The 18,735-nt window shown below is 40.1% G+C and carries 17 protein-coding genes; 5 read left to right on the forward strand and 12 right to left on the reverse strand.

What is annotated here, in order from left to right; translation table 11 throughout:
- Nucleotides 1–4: 4 nt before the first annotated feature.
- The 6 genes from rbsD to LC090_RS17550 all read right to left on the reverse strand — a co-directional run bounded on the left by rbsD (nt 5) and on the right by LC090_RS17550 (nt 5,363).
- On the reverse strand, nt 5–397 hold the full coding sequence (rbsD, locus tag LC090_RS17525) for a D-ribose pyranase (protein WP_226659295.1): 393 nt from the start codon (nt 395–397) through the stop codon (nt 5–7).
- The gene (gene rbsK / locus LC090_RS17530; RefSeq protein WP_226659296.1) at nt 394–1,284 is read right to left on the reverse strand and encodes a ribokinase; all 891 of its coding nucleotides are present in this window, start codon (nt 1,282–1,284) and stop codon (nt 394–396) included. Before rbsK ends, rbsD begins: the two co-directional genes overlap by 4 nt.
- Nucleotides 1,277–2,266 carry a LacI family DNA-binding transcriptional regulator gene (locus LC090_RS17535; protein ID WP_226659297.1) on the reverse strand — a complete coding sequence of 330 codons (990 nt, stop codon included), beginning with the start codon at nt 2,264–2,266 and terminating at the stop codon, nt 1,277–1,279. The genes rbsK and LC090_RS17535 overlap by 8 nt, the downstream gene beginning before the upstream one ends.
- Before the next feature lie 76 nt (nt 2,267–2,342).
- On the reverse strand, nt 2,343–3,164 hold the full coding sequence (gene nei, locus LC090_RS17540; protein ID WP_226659406.1) for an endonuclease VIII: 822 nt from the start codon (nt 3,162–3,164) through the stop codon (nt 2,343–2,345).
- Nucleotides 3,165–3,317: 153 nt separating this feature from the next.
- Nucleotides 3,318–4,790 carry a potassium/proton antiporter gene (locus LC090_RS17545; RefSeq protein WP_226659298.1) on the reverse strand — a complete coding sequence of 491 codons (1,473 nt, stop codon included), beginning with the start codon at nt 4,788–4,790 and terminating at the stop codon, nt 3,318–3,320.
- Nucleotides 4,791–4,805: 15 nt separating this feature from the next.
- The gene (locus LC090_RS17550; protein WP_226659299.1) at nt 4,806–5,363 is read right to left on the reverse strand and encodes a tyrosine-type recombinase/integrase; all 558 of its coding nucleotides are present in this window, start codon (nt 5,361–5,363) and stop codon (nt 4,806–4,808) included.
- A gap of 152 nt (nt 5,364–5,515) precedes the next feature.
- Between LC090_RS17550 and LC090_RS17555 the strand changes: the two genes are divergently transcribed.
- Both LC090_RS17555 and LC090_RS17560 read left to right on the forward strand, forming a co-directional pair.
- The gene (locus LC090_RS17555) at nt 5,516–6,088 is read left to right on the forward strand and encodes a thioredoxin family protein (RefSeq protein WP_226659300.1); all 573 of its coding nucleotides are present in this window, start codon (nt 5,516–5,518) and stop codon (nt 6,086–6,088) included.
- Nucleotides 6,089–6,264: 176 nt separating this feature from the next.
- Nucleotides 6,265–7,074, forward strand: coding sequence for a ZIP family metal transporter (locus tag LC090_RS17560; protein ID WP_226659301.1), 810 nt, complete (start codon nt 6,265–6,267; stop codon nt 7,072–7,074).
- Nucleotides 7,075–7,133: 59 nt separating this feature from the next.
- On the opposite strand, the gene LC090_RS17565 is transcribed toward LC090_RS17560, so the two are convergent.
- The 3 genes from LC090_RS17565 to LC090_RS17575 form a co-directional block, all read right to left on the reverse strand.
- Nucleotides 7,134–7,487: a hypothetical protein gene (locus LC090_RS17565; RefSeq protein WP_226659302.1), complete on the reverse strand. Its 354-nt coding sequence runs from the start codon at nt 7,485–7,487 to the stop codon at nt 7,134–7,136.
- 142 nt (nt 7,488–7,629) lie between these two features.
- Nucleotides 7,630–9,219: a BCCT family transporter gene (locus LC090_RS17570; protein WP_226659303.1), complete on the reverse strand. Its 1,590-nt coding sequence runs from the start codon at nt 9,217–9,219 to the stop codon at nt 7,630–7,632.
- A 167-nt stretch (nt 9,220–9,386) separates the two neighbouring features.
- Nucleotides 9,387–9,620, reverse strand: coding sequence for a hypothetical protein (locus tag LC090_RS17575; RefSeq protein WP_226659304.1), 234 nt, complete (start codon nt 9,618–9,620; stop codon nt 9,387–9,389).
- A gap of 242 nt (nt 9,621–9,862) precedes the next feature.
- On the opposite strand from LC090_RS17575, the gene LC090_RS17580 reads away from it, so the two are divergent.
- Nucleotides 9,863–10,705 (forward strand): transporter substrate-binding domain-containing protein, encoded by an 843-nt coding sequence (locus tag LC090_RS17580; RefSeq protein ID WP_226659305.1) that lies wholly within the window; start codon nt 9,863–9,865, stop codon nt 10,703–10,705.
- A 46-nt stretch (nt 10,706–10,751) separates the two neighbouring features.
- Here LC090_RS17580 and LC090_RS17585 read toward each other — a convergent pair whose 3' ends face one another.
- Nucleotides 10,752–11,171, reverse strand: coding sequence for an organic hydroperoxide resistance protein (locus LC090_RS17585; RefSeq protein WP_098442416.1), 420 nt, complete (start codon nt 11,169–11,171; stop codon nt 10,752–10,754).
- A gap of 175 nt (nt 11,172–11,346) precedes the next feature.
- Between LC090_RS17585 and LC090_RS17590 the strand changes: the two genes are divergently transcribed.
- Complete coding sequence (locus tag LC090_RS17590; RefSeq protein ID WP_226659306.1) at nt 11,347–11,874, forward strand: cysteine hydrolase family protein; 528 nt, start codon at nt 11,347–11,349, stop codon at nt 11,872–11,874.
- Between the two features lie 2 nt (nt 11,875–11,876).
- On the opposite strand, the gene LC090_RS17595 is transcribed toward LC090_RS17590, so the two are convergent.
- Entirely contained in the window at nt 11,877–12,563 is a 687-nt protein-coding gene (locus LC090_RS17595) for an HAD family hydrolase (RefSeq protein ID WP_226659307.1), read from the reverse strand.
- A gap of 116 nt (nt 12,564–12,679) precedes the next feature.
- Nucleotides 12,680–17,572, reverse strand: a complete 4,893-nt coding sequence (locus LC090_RS17600) for a lamin tail domain-containing protein (RefSeq protein WP_226659308.1) — start codon at nt 17,570–17,572, stop codon at nt 12,680–12,682.
- 170 nt (nt 17,573–17,742) lie between these two features.
- Here LC090_RS17600 and LC090_RS17605 point away from each other — a divergent pair, with 170 nt between their 5' ends.
- A complete protein-coding gene (locus LC090_RS17605) occupies nt 17,743–18,549 on the forward strand; it encodes a GNAT family N-acetyltransferase (protein WP_226659309.1) in 807 nt (268 codons plus the stop codon).
- The last annotated feature ends 186 nt before the right edge of the window (nt 18,550–18,735 follow it).

Genomic DNA, 18,735 nt, shown 5'->3' on the forward strand with positions numbered 1-18,735 from the left:
TCGTTTAAAAGATTACTCCTGAATGAAGAATGCAGTTGGCATATGGCGTTGTCTCACCTGTACGGATGACAACTTTTGCCTGCCTCGTTTGCTCTTTAAATGCTTCATGATCAACATAGATTTGTTCTATTCCTTGAAGTTCTTTCTTTAGCCAATCATGTACGTTCTCGTTGCCTTCAATTTCACTTGCAAGCGTGACACGCTCCACAACCATTTCATGTAGAAGTTCGTTAACAACATCAGTAAAAGCAGGCACACCCGGTTTTAAGGCAAGATCAATTTTCTTTACCCCATCAGGGACAGGTAGACCAGCATCTGCAACCACAATCTGATCTGTATGTCCTAAATCGGCAAGCACTTTTGAAATGTGACTATTTAACATTCCTCTTTTCTTCATTCTGCTAGCATCCTTTCTACTTCTTCACGTGTTGGCATACCACCCTGTGCACCAAACCCGGTAACAGAAAGAGAAGCTGCTCGATTACCAAACGTTATGCTTTCTGTAAGCGTCTTCCCTTCCGCAATGGCTGTTCCAAATGCAGCGTTAAATGTATCCCCAGCTCCTGTTGTATCAACCGCCTCTACTTTAAAGGAGGGAACCAACACTTCTTCCTGTCCATTAAAATAACGCACGCCTGCAGCGCCTTCCGTGATGAACAATTTTTCTGGATAAGTTCTTAATGAATGGCTCATTGCTTGGCCATCAAAAAGAACGTTCGCTTCATGTTCATTAGGTGTCATGTACGTTGAACAGTCAATCACTTTTTGTGAGATGACTCTAGCGGGTGCTGGATTAAGTAGCAATGGAACTTCGACTTTCTTACATAGTTCAGCCACAAACTCGACTGTTTCTTCAGGTATTTCCTGCTGAATCATCACAAGATCGCAGCTTTCAATAAGCTCAGCTGTTTGATTGATATAACGAGGTGTAACGTAATCATTCGCCCCTTTAACAACAACAATGCTGTTATCACCTTCTGCTAAAATGATATGAGCTGTTCCGCTTTCAACACCTGTAACCGGTTCCACATATTCAGTGTTAACACCATTATTTTGAAAGTTTCTTAAGATCGCCTCGCCGTAATGATCGTCTCCGACACAGCCAATCATATACACTTCCGCACCAAGTCGTGCAGCAGCAACGGCTTGGTTTGCCCCTTTCCCACCAGGAATGGTTTTAAATGATTCTCCTAATATCGTTTCTCCAGCTCCTGGACGTTTCTTGGAAGTTACGACAAGATCCATTGAAGAACTTCCGATCACAGCTATTTTTGCTTTACGCATTTGGATCAACCTTTCTTGTTGTATTTCGTTCGATTAGCGTCACTGGTAATTGAATCGTCTGCTCAACTTCTTTTTCTTTTTGAATCATTCGAATGAGTAACTTCGCTGCTTCCTTCCCCATTTCATAAGCAGGTTGCCTAATCGTTGATAAAGAAGGATAGGACAAGCTACTAAACGGAATATCATCGTATCCAATCAGCTGTAAGTCGTCCGGAATCCTTCTGCCAAGACGAAGTGCTTCATGTAAAATGGCAATCGCTACAATATCATTACTTGCGATCACTCCATCTGTATCAGGATACTTTGCAAATAGTTCTTCAGCCCATGTACGCGCATCATCAAACGCATAAGACGATGTTGAGAGAACAGAAAAATCAACTTCCGCTTCACTTAATACTGCAAGTGCTCCCTGAAATCGATCCATAGCGGGCTGTATATGGCCAGGTCCTTTTATAAGAGTAATTCTTTTTGAACCCCTCTCAACAAGTGTTCGTGCTGCAAGTCGCCCTCCCTCTATTCCATCTGCATACACGGAAGGGTGTTGTTTCGACACACGGTCTAGAAAAACAACCGGTAAATCTAGATTTGTATAATTCTCGCTATCTGTATTATTTGTTGCTGACATGATGCCAACAACTTGATTTTGTAAAAAGGTTTGAATATATTCTAACTCTTTACTCGCTTCTTCATCGCTATTTCCAAGTAATAACCGGAATCCAGCGCGATGAACCTCGTCCTCAATCCCACGGGCTAACTGAGGAAAAAAGGGGTTCGTAATATCAGGAAGAAGCAGTCCAATTAACCTTGATTCACGTTTATAGAGTGAGCGTGCTACTTCATTTGGACTGTAGTTCAAACCTTCGATCGCAGCCATCACACGTTTTCTCGTTTCCGCTCCTACATAACCATTATCATTTAGAACACGAGAAACGGTCGCGACAGATACTCCCGCTTGTTCTGCTACATCTCGAATTGTAGCCATTTGCTTCACTCCTTCACCTTTGTGTAACCGGTTACAGATAATTTACCATACCCTTGAATGCGTTTGCAAGGTTTTTCTATTTTGTTTGACACGTTGGGCAAAAATACAATCTTCTAGAACCCACTCTGACTTTTTGAATCTCTGTACCATCAATTCGGCATGCCTCCCCTTCTCGATTAAAAACCCAGTGTCTATATTGGGGGCGTTTTTGTCCTTTCTCCTTCAGCTTCATTGCTAGCTCAAGATCATTTGTAATCCCGTTATGTTGATAGGATTGATGTACGAGCTTCACCGTAGCTTCAGCCGCTTTCGTTAACTGCCGCTCTGAGCAATCAATCGGCCGTAAATCCGGATGAATACCTGCAAGAAAGAGAATCTCACTTCTTAAATAGTTTCCAATACCTCCAATAAATGACTGATCTAGTAAAAGGGAAGTCCACTTTTTCTTATGGAAGGCTTTTGATACAAAGCGCTCCTTCAATTGGTCCGCACTTACGTCTTCACTCAGTAAATCAGGCCCAACCTTTGCAATAAACGGATGGAGAGGCACTTCTTCATCGCGTAGTACTTCAATATCTGATGCACTATATAGGAGGGCAGACTTCTTCTCATTATGAAGGGCTAAACGTAGCTGCCGATTTGTTTTTGGATAATTGTAGGCATTCCGTATCACCCATTTCCCATAAAGCTGATTGTGCGAGTAAATCGTATATCCATTATCAAACCGAATCAGCATCGCCTTTCCTTTCGTATCGACCTTCGTTACCTCTGCCCCACTTAATATGGATTCATATCCCTTTAAATGTTCGAAAGCAAAGAATACATCCATCACGCTTCCTTTTCGTAACGCTTTCTCAACCTGGTCTGCAGCTCTTCTAATTTCAGGACCTTCAGGCATTGTCAATAACCTTCCTTCTTCATTGTTAGACACTTATTTTCTTCTACTACCACACTAGAAAATAGTTAGGTAAAATGAATTTTCCCTAACTGAATATGAACGAAACGATTGAAGGGACTTTCCAGTGGAAAGCCCCTTTAATCCATTTTATAACTAACTTCCGATTGTTTTTCGAATCCCTAGTACCTTTTCAAGCTCTGACTTTTTCTGATTTTCAACAAGAATATAAAGCACATCATTTACCTTGATTTGTGTATCTCCAGAAGGAGCGATTAATTCATCTCGTCTTATAATCGCACTAACCAGCACTTTATCGGGAAAAGAAATATCGGATAACTCTTTTCCAATTAACTTAGAGGATGATGTAATTGTATAAGGAATCATCTCTGCATTAACCGTAGTCGATGAAACGAGCTCTAATGAATGAGAAGGCACATGAACTTCAGGACCAGTCAATCCTAACCTTTTCCCTATTAAAGGAATTGTCGCTCCCTGTACAAGGGCAGAAGTGAGAACGATAAAGAAAATAAGGTTAAAGAAAAGCTGGCTATTTTCTAATCCTTCTAATAGCGGGAAAGTCGCTAACACAATTGGCACGGCGCCTCTTAATCCGGCCCAAGAAAGAAAGGTTTTTTCTTTCAGGGTGAACTTAAACGGGATACTTGAAAGAAAGACAGCAATCGGGCGAGCGATCACAATCAAGATAAATGAGAGGGCTAACCCTTTCAATACAATCCACGTTGAGAATAGTTCGGAAGGATTCACAAGGAGACCTAGCATAATAAACATTAAGATTTGCATCATCCAAGCGATTCCATCGTGGAAGCGGAAAATTGTTTGGCCATATGGAAGGCTTTTCGTATTACCAAGTACAAGCGCTGCAGCATAAACGGCAAGCAGTCCGCTTGCGTTGATTAAATCTGTTGCGCTATATGTAATTAAGGCAATCGCAATTGAAAAAACAGGGTATAACCCGTTAGAACCTAACTCGATATTCTTCATCGCCCATGAGGCCGCAAATCCAAACAAGACACCTAGTAGTAGTCCAGCGCCCATTTGCCAGAAGAACGACAGAATGACGGACGCACCAAAGGCAGTCTCTCCAATGGCGAGCTGTAATAAAGTAAGCGTTAAAAACATAGCCATTGGGTCATTCGATCCTGATTCTGCTTCAAGAGTCGATTGCAACTTCCGCTTAATGTTCTTCCCTTTCAACACGGCAAAGACCGCTGCTGCATCTGTTGACCCTACAATCGCACCTAAGAGTAGCGCTTCATTCCAATTCACATCTAAAATCATTTTAGCCGCAACGCCAAATAACCCTGACGTGATAAGTACGCCTGCTGTTGCGAGAGACAATGAAATAGGAAGAACAGCTTTCGTACGACGCCATTCTGTTTGTAAGCCACCATCAAACAAGATCAGTACGAGTGCTAAAATACCTAATGACTGTGTTAGGGAAGCATTATCAAAATAAATATAACCGAGTCCATCACTTCCTGTAATCATTCCCACAATAATAAACAAGACAAGTGCCGGGACACCTAACCGGGAAGAAAATTTGGCCATCAGAACACCACCAATTAAAAAGATGGCGCTGAATAAGATTACTGCATTTGTCTCCATTGATCTTCCTCCCTTCTATAAATGCACATCAATCTTCAGTTTCGGAATTTGCTCAGAATTTATACCGATATATTTTAAGGTTTCACTTCTCGTCGCATGTCCATAGATTTTTTGAATGAGTGACACGGCTACCCCCTGCTGGAACGCATGATAACCAAACGTTTTTCTTAAACTATGAAAGCTAATGGGATGCTCAAGTGCTGCATCTTTCCCCGCTTGTGATAAGATACGATGAACCTGCTGTCTTGTAATTGGATGAGAAGGATCTTTTTTCGTATGAAAAAGGTAAAAGTTATGATTTGAAGAATGCTCATTCACATAAAGCGTAAGAGCGCGTTTCACTTCTGAATTGAGGTAGATATCTGTTGTTTCGGTAATAGAGGCATCAAGGTATTCTTTAATCGAACCATTTATCATTACAAGGTCAAGTGTGAGATGTAAAAGCGATGCTAGACGCATCCCTGTATTAATACTAAGAACAAATAACAAATGATCTCGCTTCGATCGCTCTAATAAAACTTTTTTTAAATGATCGATCTGTTCTTTACTCTGAATTGGTCCGACCGAATTCACTTTTATCACGTCCTTTAAGTGACTCAATTGTATCATTTTGATGGTTATGTCACTATTAATATGCTTTAGTGAGAAAAGTCTCTTGTGTATAAAAGGAATTCGAGCTTTTTCGTAGTATAATTCATTTAGACACAAATAAAGGAGGGCGATCAATGGATCTAACAAATTGGTTTGACAGGGGCATGTCCAAAGAACAATACATCCATAGTATGGACGAGCACAGAGATGATTTACTAACCATTTATAACCACGTGACCCTCGAAGAAGATGACCTTACATTCCTTCGTTCTCTTCAATCAGAGAAGCTACGTGCTCTTGTGATAACAGCTGACTGGTGCGGTGATGCGATGGTTAACCTCCCTATTTTTATGCGAATGGCTGACGAGGCCTTAATTGAAGGATTTTATTTTATTCGTGACAATCACCTTGAATTAATGGATTACTATTTAACAAATGGGACGGCACGATCAATTCCGATTATCGTCCTAGTCGATACAGAAGGTCGAGAAATTGGAAAGTGGGGACCTCGTGCTCCTGAAGTCCAATCTTATGTTGACCGAGCAAAGCAGTCCCTTCCTCCAAAAGGAGATCCAAACTTCAAAAAGGCATTTCTCTCTTTTATTAGTGAAACGACGGAACGATTTACAACAGATCACGACATGTGGAAGCATATTAAGGACGATATGCTGGCCATGCTAAGTCAGGCAGTAACCATTACGAAATAATCATGTATCAACACCACCCAGTGCTGGGTGGTGTTGTTTTTTCCAATTGACAATCGCCCACTAAAGTTGACAGTTACCGACAGGGGCATTAGACTTGGAAGTATAGTTTTTTTCCTTAAGGCAAAAAATATGATGATAGGAAAGTATAGAGAGATTTATAGAAGGAGAGTTTACGAATGGGTGATTGGATTGTTGGATTAAGCCCTGTTTCACAGGCATTCCTCTTTACGTTATTCACATGGGGCGCCACTGCACTTGGTGCATCATTTGTCTTTTTCACAAGAACAGTTAATCAGAAAGTCTTTGATGGTATGCTTGCATTTGCAGGAGGCGTGATGATTGCAGCAAGCTTTTGGTCTCTGCTTAGTCCGGGAATTGAAATGGCTGAGCAACAGGGAGTTCCAGGGTATATTCCAGCGGTTGTCGGTTTTCTATTAGGAGGTTTTTTCCTTCTTCTTGTTGACCGCATCTTGCCACATATTAATGAAGATTTGTATTTTAAAGACATTAAAGGTAAAAAAGCAAAACACCGTACAGCCATGCTCGTTTTCTCCATTACGATGCACAACATTCCCGAGGGACTTGCGATTGGAGTGGCGTTCGGCGCAGTAGCTGCAGAATTCTCAACTTCCACACTTGCAGGCGCCATTGCACTTGCAATCGGGATTGGTATTCAAAACATTCCTGAAGGAACGGCGGTCTCTGTTCCACTTCGAGGAGACGGTATGTCGAGAGCAAAAAGCTTTTTCTACGGACAGTTATCAGGTGTTGTTGAGCCAATCGCTGCTGTTGTTGGGGCACTTGCTGTTATTTACATTCAGCCCCTTTTACCGTATGCGCTGAGCTTTGCAGCTGGAGCAATGATTTTTGTTGTAGCTAAAGAGATTATTCCTGGCTCTCAAGAAAAAGGAAACGTACAGATTGCATCCATGTCACTAATGATTGGTTTTTCAGTAATGATGGTGCTTGATGTCGCACTTGGTTAATATCTACATGAAAGACGCGTTCCCCCTAGTGGGCAACGCGTCTTTTTCATTCCGTTATTTTAAAATGCATAGCGATAAAGACCATAATAAAGGGGGAGTAGCATTATGATCGAGAAAATAACTGTAGTGGCTTTCACCGTTTTCTCACTCACTCCCTCAATGGCTTCATCACTCTGGTCGATATAAATCACAAATAGTAGATCCCATACAATCCCTACAAAAAAGACAATTTTCCATAATAGAACGGGTCCCATATTTATGCTTGTGACATAGCCAAATAAACCAGTCCACGTCATGCATGAGACGAGAAAATCAATTTTCATTGCGGTTGTTTTATACTTACCTTTTAGTAAAAAGCCTATCGCAGGGGCTCCTAATATTCCGAGATACGCTATCCATAAAATGTCTGACATTTTCAATCCTCTTTCTTTCACAAGTTCGTGAAATTGACGCCGATCTCACTCTTTTACCAAAGCAACGAACGCCTGCCTACCTATAGTCTACAAGATGAAGAGACGAGATGGATACATGTAAAAGCTATTTTCTTACGTCTAATCAAGAAGATTGTTTTTGTCGACGATCTTTTTTCTCCTTCGTTGCTTCTGTTACCTTCTTTAATAAGCTTTGCTCTCGCTTCTTTTCCGCTACGCTCACTTCTTTCCGTAACGATTTAAAAAGATTAACGCACATCATAACTAAGATAACCGTGAACGGTAGAGCCGCTACAAGAGAAGCCGTTTGTAGGCCCTGCAGTCCACTACTAATAATTAATACGGCGGTAATGGCCGCAATAAGGGTCCCCCATACGAGCTTAGAGAATAGGGAGGGATTTAAGTCGCCGTCTGAAGTCATCATCCCTAACACAAAGGTAGCTGAATCAGCCGACGTAACAAGAAAGACGCAAATGAGAAAGAGAGATAAGATGGATAGCACTTGAGTGAGTGGAAATTGCTCTAGTGTGACAAATAAAGCGCTCGTGACATCGTTATTCACCGCATCTGCAATGGCTGTACCTTGAAAGAGATCGAGATGAAAAGCTGCTCCACCAAATACAGCAATCCAAACCATGGCAATGAACGGTGGCACAATCAATACCCCGAAGATCATTTCCCGAATAGAACGCCCTTTTGAAACACGAGCAACGAAAGCGCCAATAAATGGTGACCACGCAATGACCCATGCCCAATAGAAGACGGTCCATTCTTTCACCCATGATCCACCTTGATAGGGAGTCATAAAAAAGCTCATTTCAATAAACTTCTGAATATATCCTCCCAGAGCAAGTGTAAAACTTTCAAGAATAAATACCGTTGGTCCAAGGAAGAGAATAAACAGCATCAATAGTAGCGCAAGGGCAAGGTTTAAATTACTCAAATACTTGATGCCTTTGTTTAGTCCCGTTGTAGAAGAGGCCATATATAAGAGAAAGAGTATAGCCGTAATACCAATCTGCACCATAGCATTTTGCGGAAGTCCATACATATAATCTAATCCGCCATTGATTTGCAAGATACCAAATCCAAGTGATGTAGCGACACCCATTACGGTTGCAATAACAGCAAGAATGTTAATGACTTTTTTCCAGGATGACTTTTTATTCCCATTTGATTCACTCGAAATTGTTTCACTGATCAAACTTCTGCGACCTTTCCGATATTGGAAATAAGCCATCACAAGACCGACAACTGTAAATACGGACCACTGGTGAATTCCCCAATGGAAAAATGAATACCGCATTGCAAGCTTTGCTGCTTGCTCCGTCTCTCCTTCAACTCCAAACCCAGTTGGAGGATTTGCGAAATGCGTCATCGGCTCTGCGACACCCCAGAAGACAAGACCAACACCAAAACCAGCACTAAACAACATACCAATCCAGGTAAAAAAAGGATACTCCGGTTTCTCCTCATCATCACCTAAGCGAATTTTCCCATACTTACTAATGGCAAGATAGAAACAAAACAGCACAAAGAAGATAACGGCCAATAAATAAAACCAGCCAAATGCATTCGTTGTAAATGAATAGACTGAACTGGCTACAGATGCAAATGATTGAGGGACAAGCGCTCCCCAGATGACAAGAATGAATATGACTAATCCAGAAATCCAAAATACTGAGTTCACTTTCTGATTTTTCTTTTCGTTCATGAATCTCTCCTTTCAGATTAAAGGGGTTTCCACCCGCTTTTAATCAATTGTTTATCTCTTTTTCTATGTCTATCTTGTACCCATCTAGCCCTAAAACTAACCAACTTTTCCCTTTTCTCGCGTTTCATAAAAAAAAGCCTACTTTTATCAAAGCAGGCTCATCCATGTTAAATTTCTAAATGAATATTTTGTTTTGGAACTGTCGGACGCTCAGGTTTGAAATTTGGATCTCCAAATTCCATCGATTCAAGAATTTGTTCTTCTGAAAAGCCCGTCATTTGTGATAATTTTCGGATATCTACTTTTTTCTTAGACAAGCGCTTAGAATGTTCAATCGCCATTTTGGCTTGATGTTGCACAACCGAGTAGCGGTGAGTGCAACTTCCGATTGATTGTTTCAAACCTTGATTCCCCTTTCTTTATTGAATCACCCGCAACTTATGGACTTCGATATGCACCTGTTACCCTCTCATCTATAAATTAAACTGGGTCTTATGTACGATGATGATTTTTCACTCCTCTGAATATTCACTTCCATGAGTCTTCAGGATTTGAACGGCATCACTATTTAGTCTAAATCGTTTGCTAGAAAGGGGGATGGTTTGCTATGGTAAAGTTCTGACTAAAAAGGGGGAAATACTAAATGAAATTCAAACATATCCTTTTGTTGCTAGTCTTAGCCACTGTTGGAGTACTAGCGGCATGTGGGAACAGCAACTCAAAAGAAGAGGAAAAAGTGACAGCATGGGAAGAAATTCAGGATGAGGGCACCATTAAAGTAGCAACATCCGGCACACTTTATCCAACATCGTTTCACGAACAAGAGACGAATGAGTTAACAGGTTTCGATGTAGAAATCGTGAAAGAATTAGCTAATCGCCTTGATTTAAAAGTAGAATTTGTTGAAATGGGCTTTGATGGCATGTTGACGGCGGTGCAAACTGGAAAAGTTGACATGGCCGCTAATGATATCGGCATTACAGAAGAACGTAAAGAAAAATTCGCTCTTTCTACACCTTACAAACATTCATACGGGACAGCGATTGTACGCGCAGATGACCTTTCTGGAATTGAATCAATCAATGATTTAGAAGGAAAGAAAGCAGCCGGTGCGGCGACAACCAACTTTATGAAATTGGCAAAAGAAAAAGGCGCTGAAGAAGTGATCTACGATAACGCGACAAATGAACAATACTTGCGGGACGTTGAGAATGGCAGAACAGATGTTATTCTAAATGATGTCTACTTGCAGCGCTTGGCTCTAGCAGCCTTCCCTGAACTTGATCTGACCATCCACCCTGATATTCAGTACATGCCAAGTGAAGGTGGCGTCTTGATGAATAAGGAAAACGAAGAGCTTATTTCTAAGGTAAATGGCGTGATTGAAGAAATGCTCGAAGATGGTACGATTCGCGATCTTTCAAAGACGTTCTTTAATGGCGCTGATGTCACAGAACTTCCCAAAGATATTGAATTCCAGGAATAACCACAAGAAAAAGCCGCGCTCCCAATGAGGAGCACGGCTTTTAGTTTTATACAGCTTTAGCATTAATTTCTACATCAATATTGCCTCGTGTTGCTTTAGAGTAAGGGCATACTTTGTGAGCTTCTTTTGCTAACATTTCTGCGTCTTCCTGACTCACGCCTTTAATTTCTACTGTGAGTGCTGCTCCAATTTTGAAACCATTATCTGCTTCATCTTTCAACAAGCTAACGTCTGCTGTGATTTTCGAATCAATATCCATTTTTTTCTTCGATGCCACAAGATTTAATGCACCATCATAACAAGCTGCATAAGCAGCCGCAAACAGTTGCTCAGGATTTGAGCCTGTTTCGCTTGATTTCTCAGTTGGCATAACAAGATTTAAGTCAATTAAACCGTCCGAAGATTTAACTTGTCCATTACGTCCGCCTTCTGCAGTTGCTTGTGAAGTAAACATTACATTACTCATTGAATATCAGCTCCTTCTAATTTGCATACATCTGAAATGTCCCCGTTTCTTGGTCATTTTAAACATTCTTACTCTCAGTAAGTTCTTTTTTCCAAATACAGGTTGAATTTTTATTAGGATCAGGGTATGATAAAAGAACGGAACGTTTGTTCCTATTCTAGAGGAGGAGATATACTTGCAAGCAACCGCACTTCTCATTATTGATGTACAAAACCGTATGTTTCAGCGCGGAGCGTCCGTCTATCATGATGCAAAACTTCTATATAATCTAAAAAAACTCATTGCCTCTGCTAAATCAGAGGGCATACCCGTTTTTTATATCCAACATGAAACTAACGGTCAACATTTGCAACGCTATAGTTACGACTGGAAACTACACCCTTTTCTAACAGTTGAAAAAGACGATGTGATCATTCAGAAAACAGCTCCCGATTCTTTTTATCATACAACACTCGAAGAACAGCTACATTTGAAAGGGATCAAACACTTACTTATTGCCGGTATCCAAACGGAAGTCTGTATTGATACGACGTGTCGAAGTGCTCAAAGCAGAGGATTTTCTACTAGTTTAATTGGAGATGCACATAGTACCTGGCATACGCCTACTTTAAAGGCTTCACAAATTATTCAACATCATAATCAAACGCTTCAATGGTTTGCGAACACAATCTCTACTGATCAATTTGTAGAAAGGCTCCGCTAGCTTCAACGTTGATTAGTCTTATTTATTTCAGCAGTCCATTCTTCTAAAACTGATAAAAGGTCGAGCAATGAATGGACGTAGACCTCTCCTGTCTCTTCAGTATCTTCATCTCGTTTTTTCCATATCGCTCTCATTCCTACGTCTTTCGCACCTTTTATATCGTTGATGAGATGATCACCAACAAAAACCGCTTCATGTGCTTTTAAATCCATACGCTCAAGCGCTCTTAGAAACAGTTTACTTTCTGGTTTTTTAATTCCTTCCTGCTCTGAAATCATAATCGTATCAAAATACGCTTCGATTCCAAGAGCACGGATATTGCTTAATTGAAATGCCGTTCTTCCATTTGTAATCATACCAAGTTGGTAGCCACGGTTTTTCAATCCCTCAAGCATCTCTAGCATGCCCATAAAAGGTTTACAGTGCTGTCTGAAATGAAGAAGATAGTCATCTAAAAGTTCCACAGAGGATAGCCTTAATTGATACTCTTCTACTAACCTCTCATAAACGTGATCTTTCCACGTGTATCCGTTGTTATCAAGTTCAATGAAACGAGAGCAATACGTTTCTTCTGTTACTCCAGCCAAATAGGGTTTGTAGCGTTGAAACTGATCTTGTATAAATGATTCCACCGAGTCTTTTCGATTTAAAAGTGTTTCATCCAGGTCAAAGAGAATTCCTTTTATCATCCTTTTTAGTTCCTTTCATTGTTTACTCACCCTTCTCTCTACTTCACTTCTGCTAGATCACGTGTATTTCCTTCCAAAACAAAGAGATCGTGAGTAGACTCACGATCTTCATAAAACTATTTTTCCTTAAGATTTTTTTCGTTTACTTGCTCATTGCTTGAATTCTCTTCATCTACACGCTCTTCGTTCGGTTTAGTTTTTATTACGTCGTTTGTTTGGACTTCCTTAATGCCATTCTCATCCTTCTTATTTTCTTTTACTTCTTTATCCTCTTTCTGAGTAGATTCTTTTTCTTTTTCTACCCTTTCATTTTTTGACCCCTTCATTGTAAAGTGCCAAATGTCAGAGGTTGTTTTTCCCCCAAACTGATCAGAAGCAGTTGCATACCAGTAATACATTTCACCTTTAGCAAGCTTCTTCCACTTCGCTTCAGCAATAGCTCCACTCTTTACCCCAGGATCTGAACCGATTTTTTCTTCCGTATAAACATTGACTTCAAAATAATCAGTCGCTACACGTTTCTCTTGTGGCTCTAGATTAAGATCAATCGTGAATTCATCTTTACCTGGATATTGCTCATTATCATAGAAGTTATAATCATCTAAATAAGGAGAGTACGTGTTCATATAGATTCGATTATTCGCAACATCCACATGCAGCAAACGTAAATAGCCCTGCCCGCCTTCTGGTCCTCCCTGGTAGTCTGCAAGAATTTGATACACGTTTCGATCAGCTGTCCCATCACCATCGTCGTCAATTTCATCTACTAATAACTCACTGTCATGGTAATGACCACATAAGGTTGCAACAACATTCTTATTTGGCACGACAACTTTTTCATAGATTTCATCCGCAAGCGGGCTTCGATTTCCTGAAACCAGCAAATATTCATGGAAAGATAGAATCGCCATTCGATCAGGATACTGAGCTAAAACAGCATTCATCCAATCAATTTCTTCCTGCTCAATTCCCCAGCCCATATAAAGCATAAGGTAATCATTGCCGTTCTCTGAGATAAGATCATAATGTCCTTTGTTATCTTGATAAGACTCACCATAGTAATCTCGATCGGTAAAACGCGCTTCACCGAAATACTTCGAAAAAGCCGTATAGTCACCTGTTTTATTATCAACGTCATGGTTGCCTGCTAGAACACCGTAACGAACACCGGCATCATCAAGCACTTTCATACTTGCATCCGCATTGTTCCACTGGTAGACTTTATCCGCTTCATCTACTAAATCTCCGGTATGGAAAACGTATTTAATTTTCATTTCTTCTTGCTGATCTTTAATCCACTCCGTTTGCTTTTGATAGATATACGGATAGCTTTCAGAATAATATTGCGTATCGCTCATCCATACAAACGTATAATCATATTGATCACGATTTTCTGGAATTTCATCTTGAACAAGAACCGTCACTTTTTGGTCTTTTACATAATCTTTGGCCGTGACAGACCCTTCAAGTGTGAAATCTCCTTCTGGTGCGATTTGGTGTACAATCGGATCCCAGTCTGCCTGACGATGGTTCCAGGCATACATCGATACTTTTCTTCCTTCTAATGATTTTCCTTTCCAATTAAGAGCAATACGATCACGATCCTGAACCGACTCTTCTACCTCAATATCAAAACGGTGATAAGGAAATTGGGTCGTCGAATCAGTGGTCATATACTGTTGATCTTCTTTGGAAATAAGCTGAACCTCGTTATCGGTGATTGCTTTCTCCCCTTCAGGTTTGAAAACGCCAGGTGGTTCAGTATCCACTGTATTCGCATGGACGCTTATATTTTTATCTCCAGCCGAATATTGATAGCCTTTATAAAAATCAACGTCTAACTCGTCATTAGTAGGATCTTCCACAAGTACTTTTAGCTTAGGGTTACCAGTTACATTTCCTTCCCCATCTTCTGGTGAAATGACATCAGGTTTTTCAGGCTGTTCTTCTACTACTGTAAATGGAACCTTTTCTTCTGCTTTGTTTCCAGCTACATCATATCCTGTAAATACTACAACGTGCTCACCAGCTTCAAGGTCGACAGAAGATGTCTTATAAGGCAATTCGACTGTCTCCCCATCAAGCGTTGCGGTCAGTTCTTCCATCCCTGATGTTTTATCAACAAGTTGTGCATCAATCGTAAACTTCCCTTTGTATTCTTTTGTTTCAATCGTCGGAAGGATCGTTGGAGCTGTATTATCAACAAGAACTGTTTTTTCCACGCTTCCTTTCTTTGGATCGCTAACCTGAATGGTATGCAAACCGTCCCTGGACTTTCTTGTATCCCACTGGTAAGCAAGAGAAGAAAAGAGTTTTTCAGAAAGAGTAAAGTTAAAATCGATAACAGGAGCAGCTCCGCCCCCATCTCCAATTGTAAGTTCCTGTTCTGCATTCATATAAGCCTCGTCTTGAATCATTGTGCCATCACTCATGACAAGACGAATATTCTTCACATAGAAATCATCACGGTTTTCTTCTGAATTGGTATCAAATGGTGATACCTTCGTACCAGAACGAATACTAATGGTATTTTGGTTTCCAGTTTTGAGCTGACTGGATTGAATCGGAACCGATAGCGTCATGTAGCGATTGATTGTATCATCAAAAATAAGAAGGGCTTCTTCTCCCATCGTCACGCCATTCTGGAAAAAGAGATTCGTTTTCTTCACATCAAATGCAAAGTAAGCTTCATTTTCTAGAGCTTTGTATGTATTCGAAGGCTCTTTCGCATCGATTTTAAGAAGGAGATCATCTGGTGTTGCTCCATCTGCCGCGCCTTTAATGATTTCCTTTCCAGCGAGAATATCGCCATCTTCTACATTTAATCGAATAGCATCTTTAATTGGTTGTTCAATCTCAATCTTTTTTACCTCACTTTTGATGCGGTTCGTTCCATCAGATACTTCCGTATAATACTCAATCCCTTTTCTACCAATCAAATCGGGTGAATAGATGGTGTGATGATAGAATGTATCGTCAAAGTCTTCTTTTAAATACACTTTGCGGAAGTTCTTTTCACTTTCATGCTTATAGAAAAGTGCTACTGTCTTCACGAGATGATTATCCTCGGCATCAAAGATTAGTTCGACATTTTCCGTTTGCTTCACTTTCCCAAAATCATGTAGCGCTTCAATAGAAGGCGGTTCGCTATCTTCTTCTACCTTAATTAAATCAGTTGGTACCTGACCTGGTAACACATCTCCTGGAGAAGCTGGCTCAGTAGCACTGCTGATTTTCCTTAGAATTTGTGTACCATCTGTTGGATACGTGTAAAGTATCCCTTTATTTGCAGCGGTATCATCTATGCCGACCTGATCGTTGTACATACCAATCGAAATCTCTTTCCCCGTATTGGTTGCAACTAGAATTCCTCGGTCACTGCTATTCGACATCCCGTTTGACTTTACTTTTACAATGGATTCATTTTCAACTAGCTCTGAACCGTAATTCTTGTTAAAATCAGCAACCGTTTCGTTTTGATTTGCTGAATTGATAATCCAAAAAACCATCGACTGACCTGAAGGAATAGTGATATCTTCTTTTTGAGGTGCCCAAATTAAATCTGCTTCTGGGCCATCCATCGGGTACCGGTACTGTATTTTATAATCTTGAAAGTTAATGGATTGATCTGTCGTATTGTAAACTTCAATGAATTCATAACCATCCGCACCATTGACATTTGTTGAATCCGGAACAACTTCCGTAACGAGTAACTCTGGTAATTTCGTTAGATCTAATCTCGGACGATTCATGCTAACGTTATACTCTTCAGAAGTAACCTCATGCTTTCCATCATTCGCTTTAATTGTATAGTAAATCTTATCTGACCAAATTTTTTCTGAAGGAATGACGGCTGAATACATATCTCCCTCTCCAAGCTCCATCGGAATTGAAACGGGCTCCATTTGCTCATCTTGTCGATATGATAAAATCGCTGATTGTACGCCTGTATCGTCTTTTATTTCCGCGGAAATTGTCAGATCTTGATTTTCAATTGGCTTAGGAACTTCATGATTGATTACAGGCGGCTCATTTTTTAACGCTTCTTCTATTTTTACTGTAAACGGCTCCCCTGCATGAATAGGGTGGTTCTTTGTATATTGAGCTGTTTCTACCTTTATGTAGTAAGTCATTTCTTTAGAAAAAGCAAAATCCTCTTTAGAAATGATGCCTTCGTATACCCCTCCATAAGGCTCTGAAGGGTCTTCTACTTTTTTCATTTGAATTTCAACAGGTTCTTCTAATTGAGCTGGGTGGTAAACAACATAAACTTGCTGTAATTCGGTTTCCGCCGTTATTCCTGCTGTGATCTTCATATCTTCATTTGCACTTTGTGTCGTAAGTCCGTCATGAGTAATGGCCACATTCGATAATGGCTGTGGACTAAGTGGAACCTGTGTTTCTTCAACATGTCCTGGTGTTGGTGTTTGCTTAGCTTGATAAACCACCATCTCTTTATCACCAGTAGGATATTGATAATGCACGCTCAAATCCTCAGCTGCCTGATCACCAGTATAACTGGCATGAAGCATTTCATTCCCCTTTCGATCTAGGAGAACGACCACCCGATTACCTCCGTTTGAAAACCCGCTAAATTCTTCTCCACCAAGGCTAATCAATTCATCTTGAAGGTCGGTGACACCATAATGTTTTTCAAAATCAACGACCGTTTTACCGCTTTTGTTATACCATAACACCTTCGTTTTACCTGGTTCGATGACCGTTGGTTCGACAGTAAGTTTTTTGTCTTCATCACTTCCATCTGTATAGCGATAAAGGAATTCATAGTCGTTTAAATAGAGTGGCTGATTCGTATTGTTGTAGAGCTCCACATACTCATAATCTTCCGCTCCTTTAATATTCGGTGATATTTCTGTAATAAGAAGCGGATAGAACCCAACTTCCTCCGCTTGTGCTGAGTTTTCAATGATCGTTGAAAACAGCATTGAAAATAACATGCATCCAATCATTCCAACATTAACAAGTTTAAAACCTTTATTCCTTTTCATCTCATCCCCCTCATTCGTTCATAGTGGACCCCCCAACTCTTATAGTAGAGTGAAACTATTAATGGTTTATTTTTAAATTGTAAAATTAGGATAAATTTTCCGAATCTATTTACTTTTACACTTCCTTATGTAAAATTGAATATTAATATCCAAGAGGAGGAGTATGTCAATTGATTAGACGATTAACTGAAGAAGACCATTTCCAATGCCTTTCCTTGCTAACTCCGCATGCAGCTGAAAATTTGTTTATATTAGGAGACATTGAAGCCTATGGATATGATCAACCATTTCAAAAACTTTGGGGCGATTTCTCTGAGGACGGTACATTACGAGCTGTTCTATTAAAATATGAAAGAAACTATATTCCCTATGCTCCTGCCGAATTTGATGCGGAAGGTTTTGCAAAGGTCATTTCAAACGATACAAACTTCCTGATGGTATCGGGTCTGAAGCGAGTGACCAACCAAATTCAGCCCCATATCACACACCCCCCTCGTTCAATTCGGGAACTGTTCTATGCTAAGTGTGAAAGCTTGGATGAGCTTTCCCTAAAGAACATGGAAGATGTGAAAAAAGCAAATTTGGTTGATCTTGATAAAATTCATATCCTTCATAACAATATTGATGAATTTGATGCCACTGAAACTGTAGAAGAAAAACAGCGTAATCAAGAGAAAGGCGTATCAAGAACATACTTTATTGAGGTGGATGGCCGACCTGTTTCAGCCGCTTCTACAGCAGCTGAAAATTCCCAATCTGCTATGGTTGTTGGTGTCTGTACCTTACCAGACTATAAACGAAAGGGTTATGCTACTACATGTACAACTAAGTTATGTTTCGACGTTCTTCAAGAAGGAAAAGTACTGTGTCTCTTTTATGATAATCCTGAAGCCGGTACTATTTATAAACGAATTGGTTTTCAGGACATCGAGAAATGGATGATGGTTAACTTTGAAACTGAAATGACTTCGATTTAAATAATATTTTCAAAGCGCCCACTTCTTAGCCAAAAATGGATTTCCATTTTGTCATGACCTAGTCACATGTCTCTTCTAAATTCACTTGTGATTACCTCCTAACTTTCTTAGTATTAAGGTGTTGATCTAGTTTACAAGAGTCTAGTTATGGCCATACTGTAAACTTAGATAATGATTTAATCGCAA

The organism is Guptibacillus hwajinpoensis (assembly GCF_020524165.1).
GTDB lineage: Bacteria > Bacillota > Bacilli > Bacillales > Guptibacillaceae > Guptibacillus > Guptibacillus hwajinpoensis_D.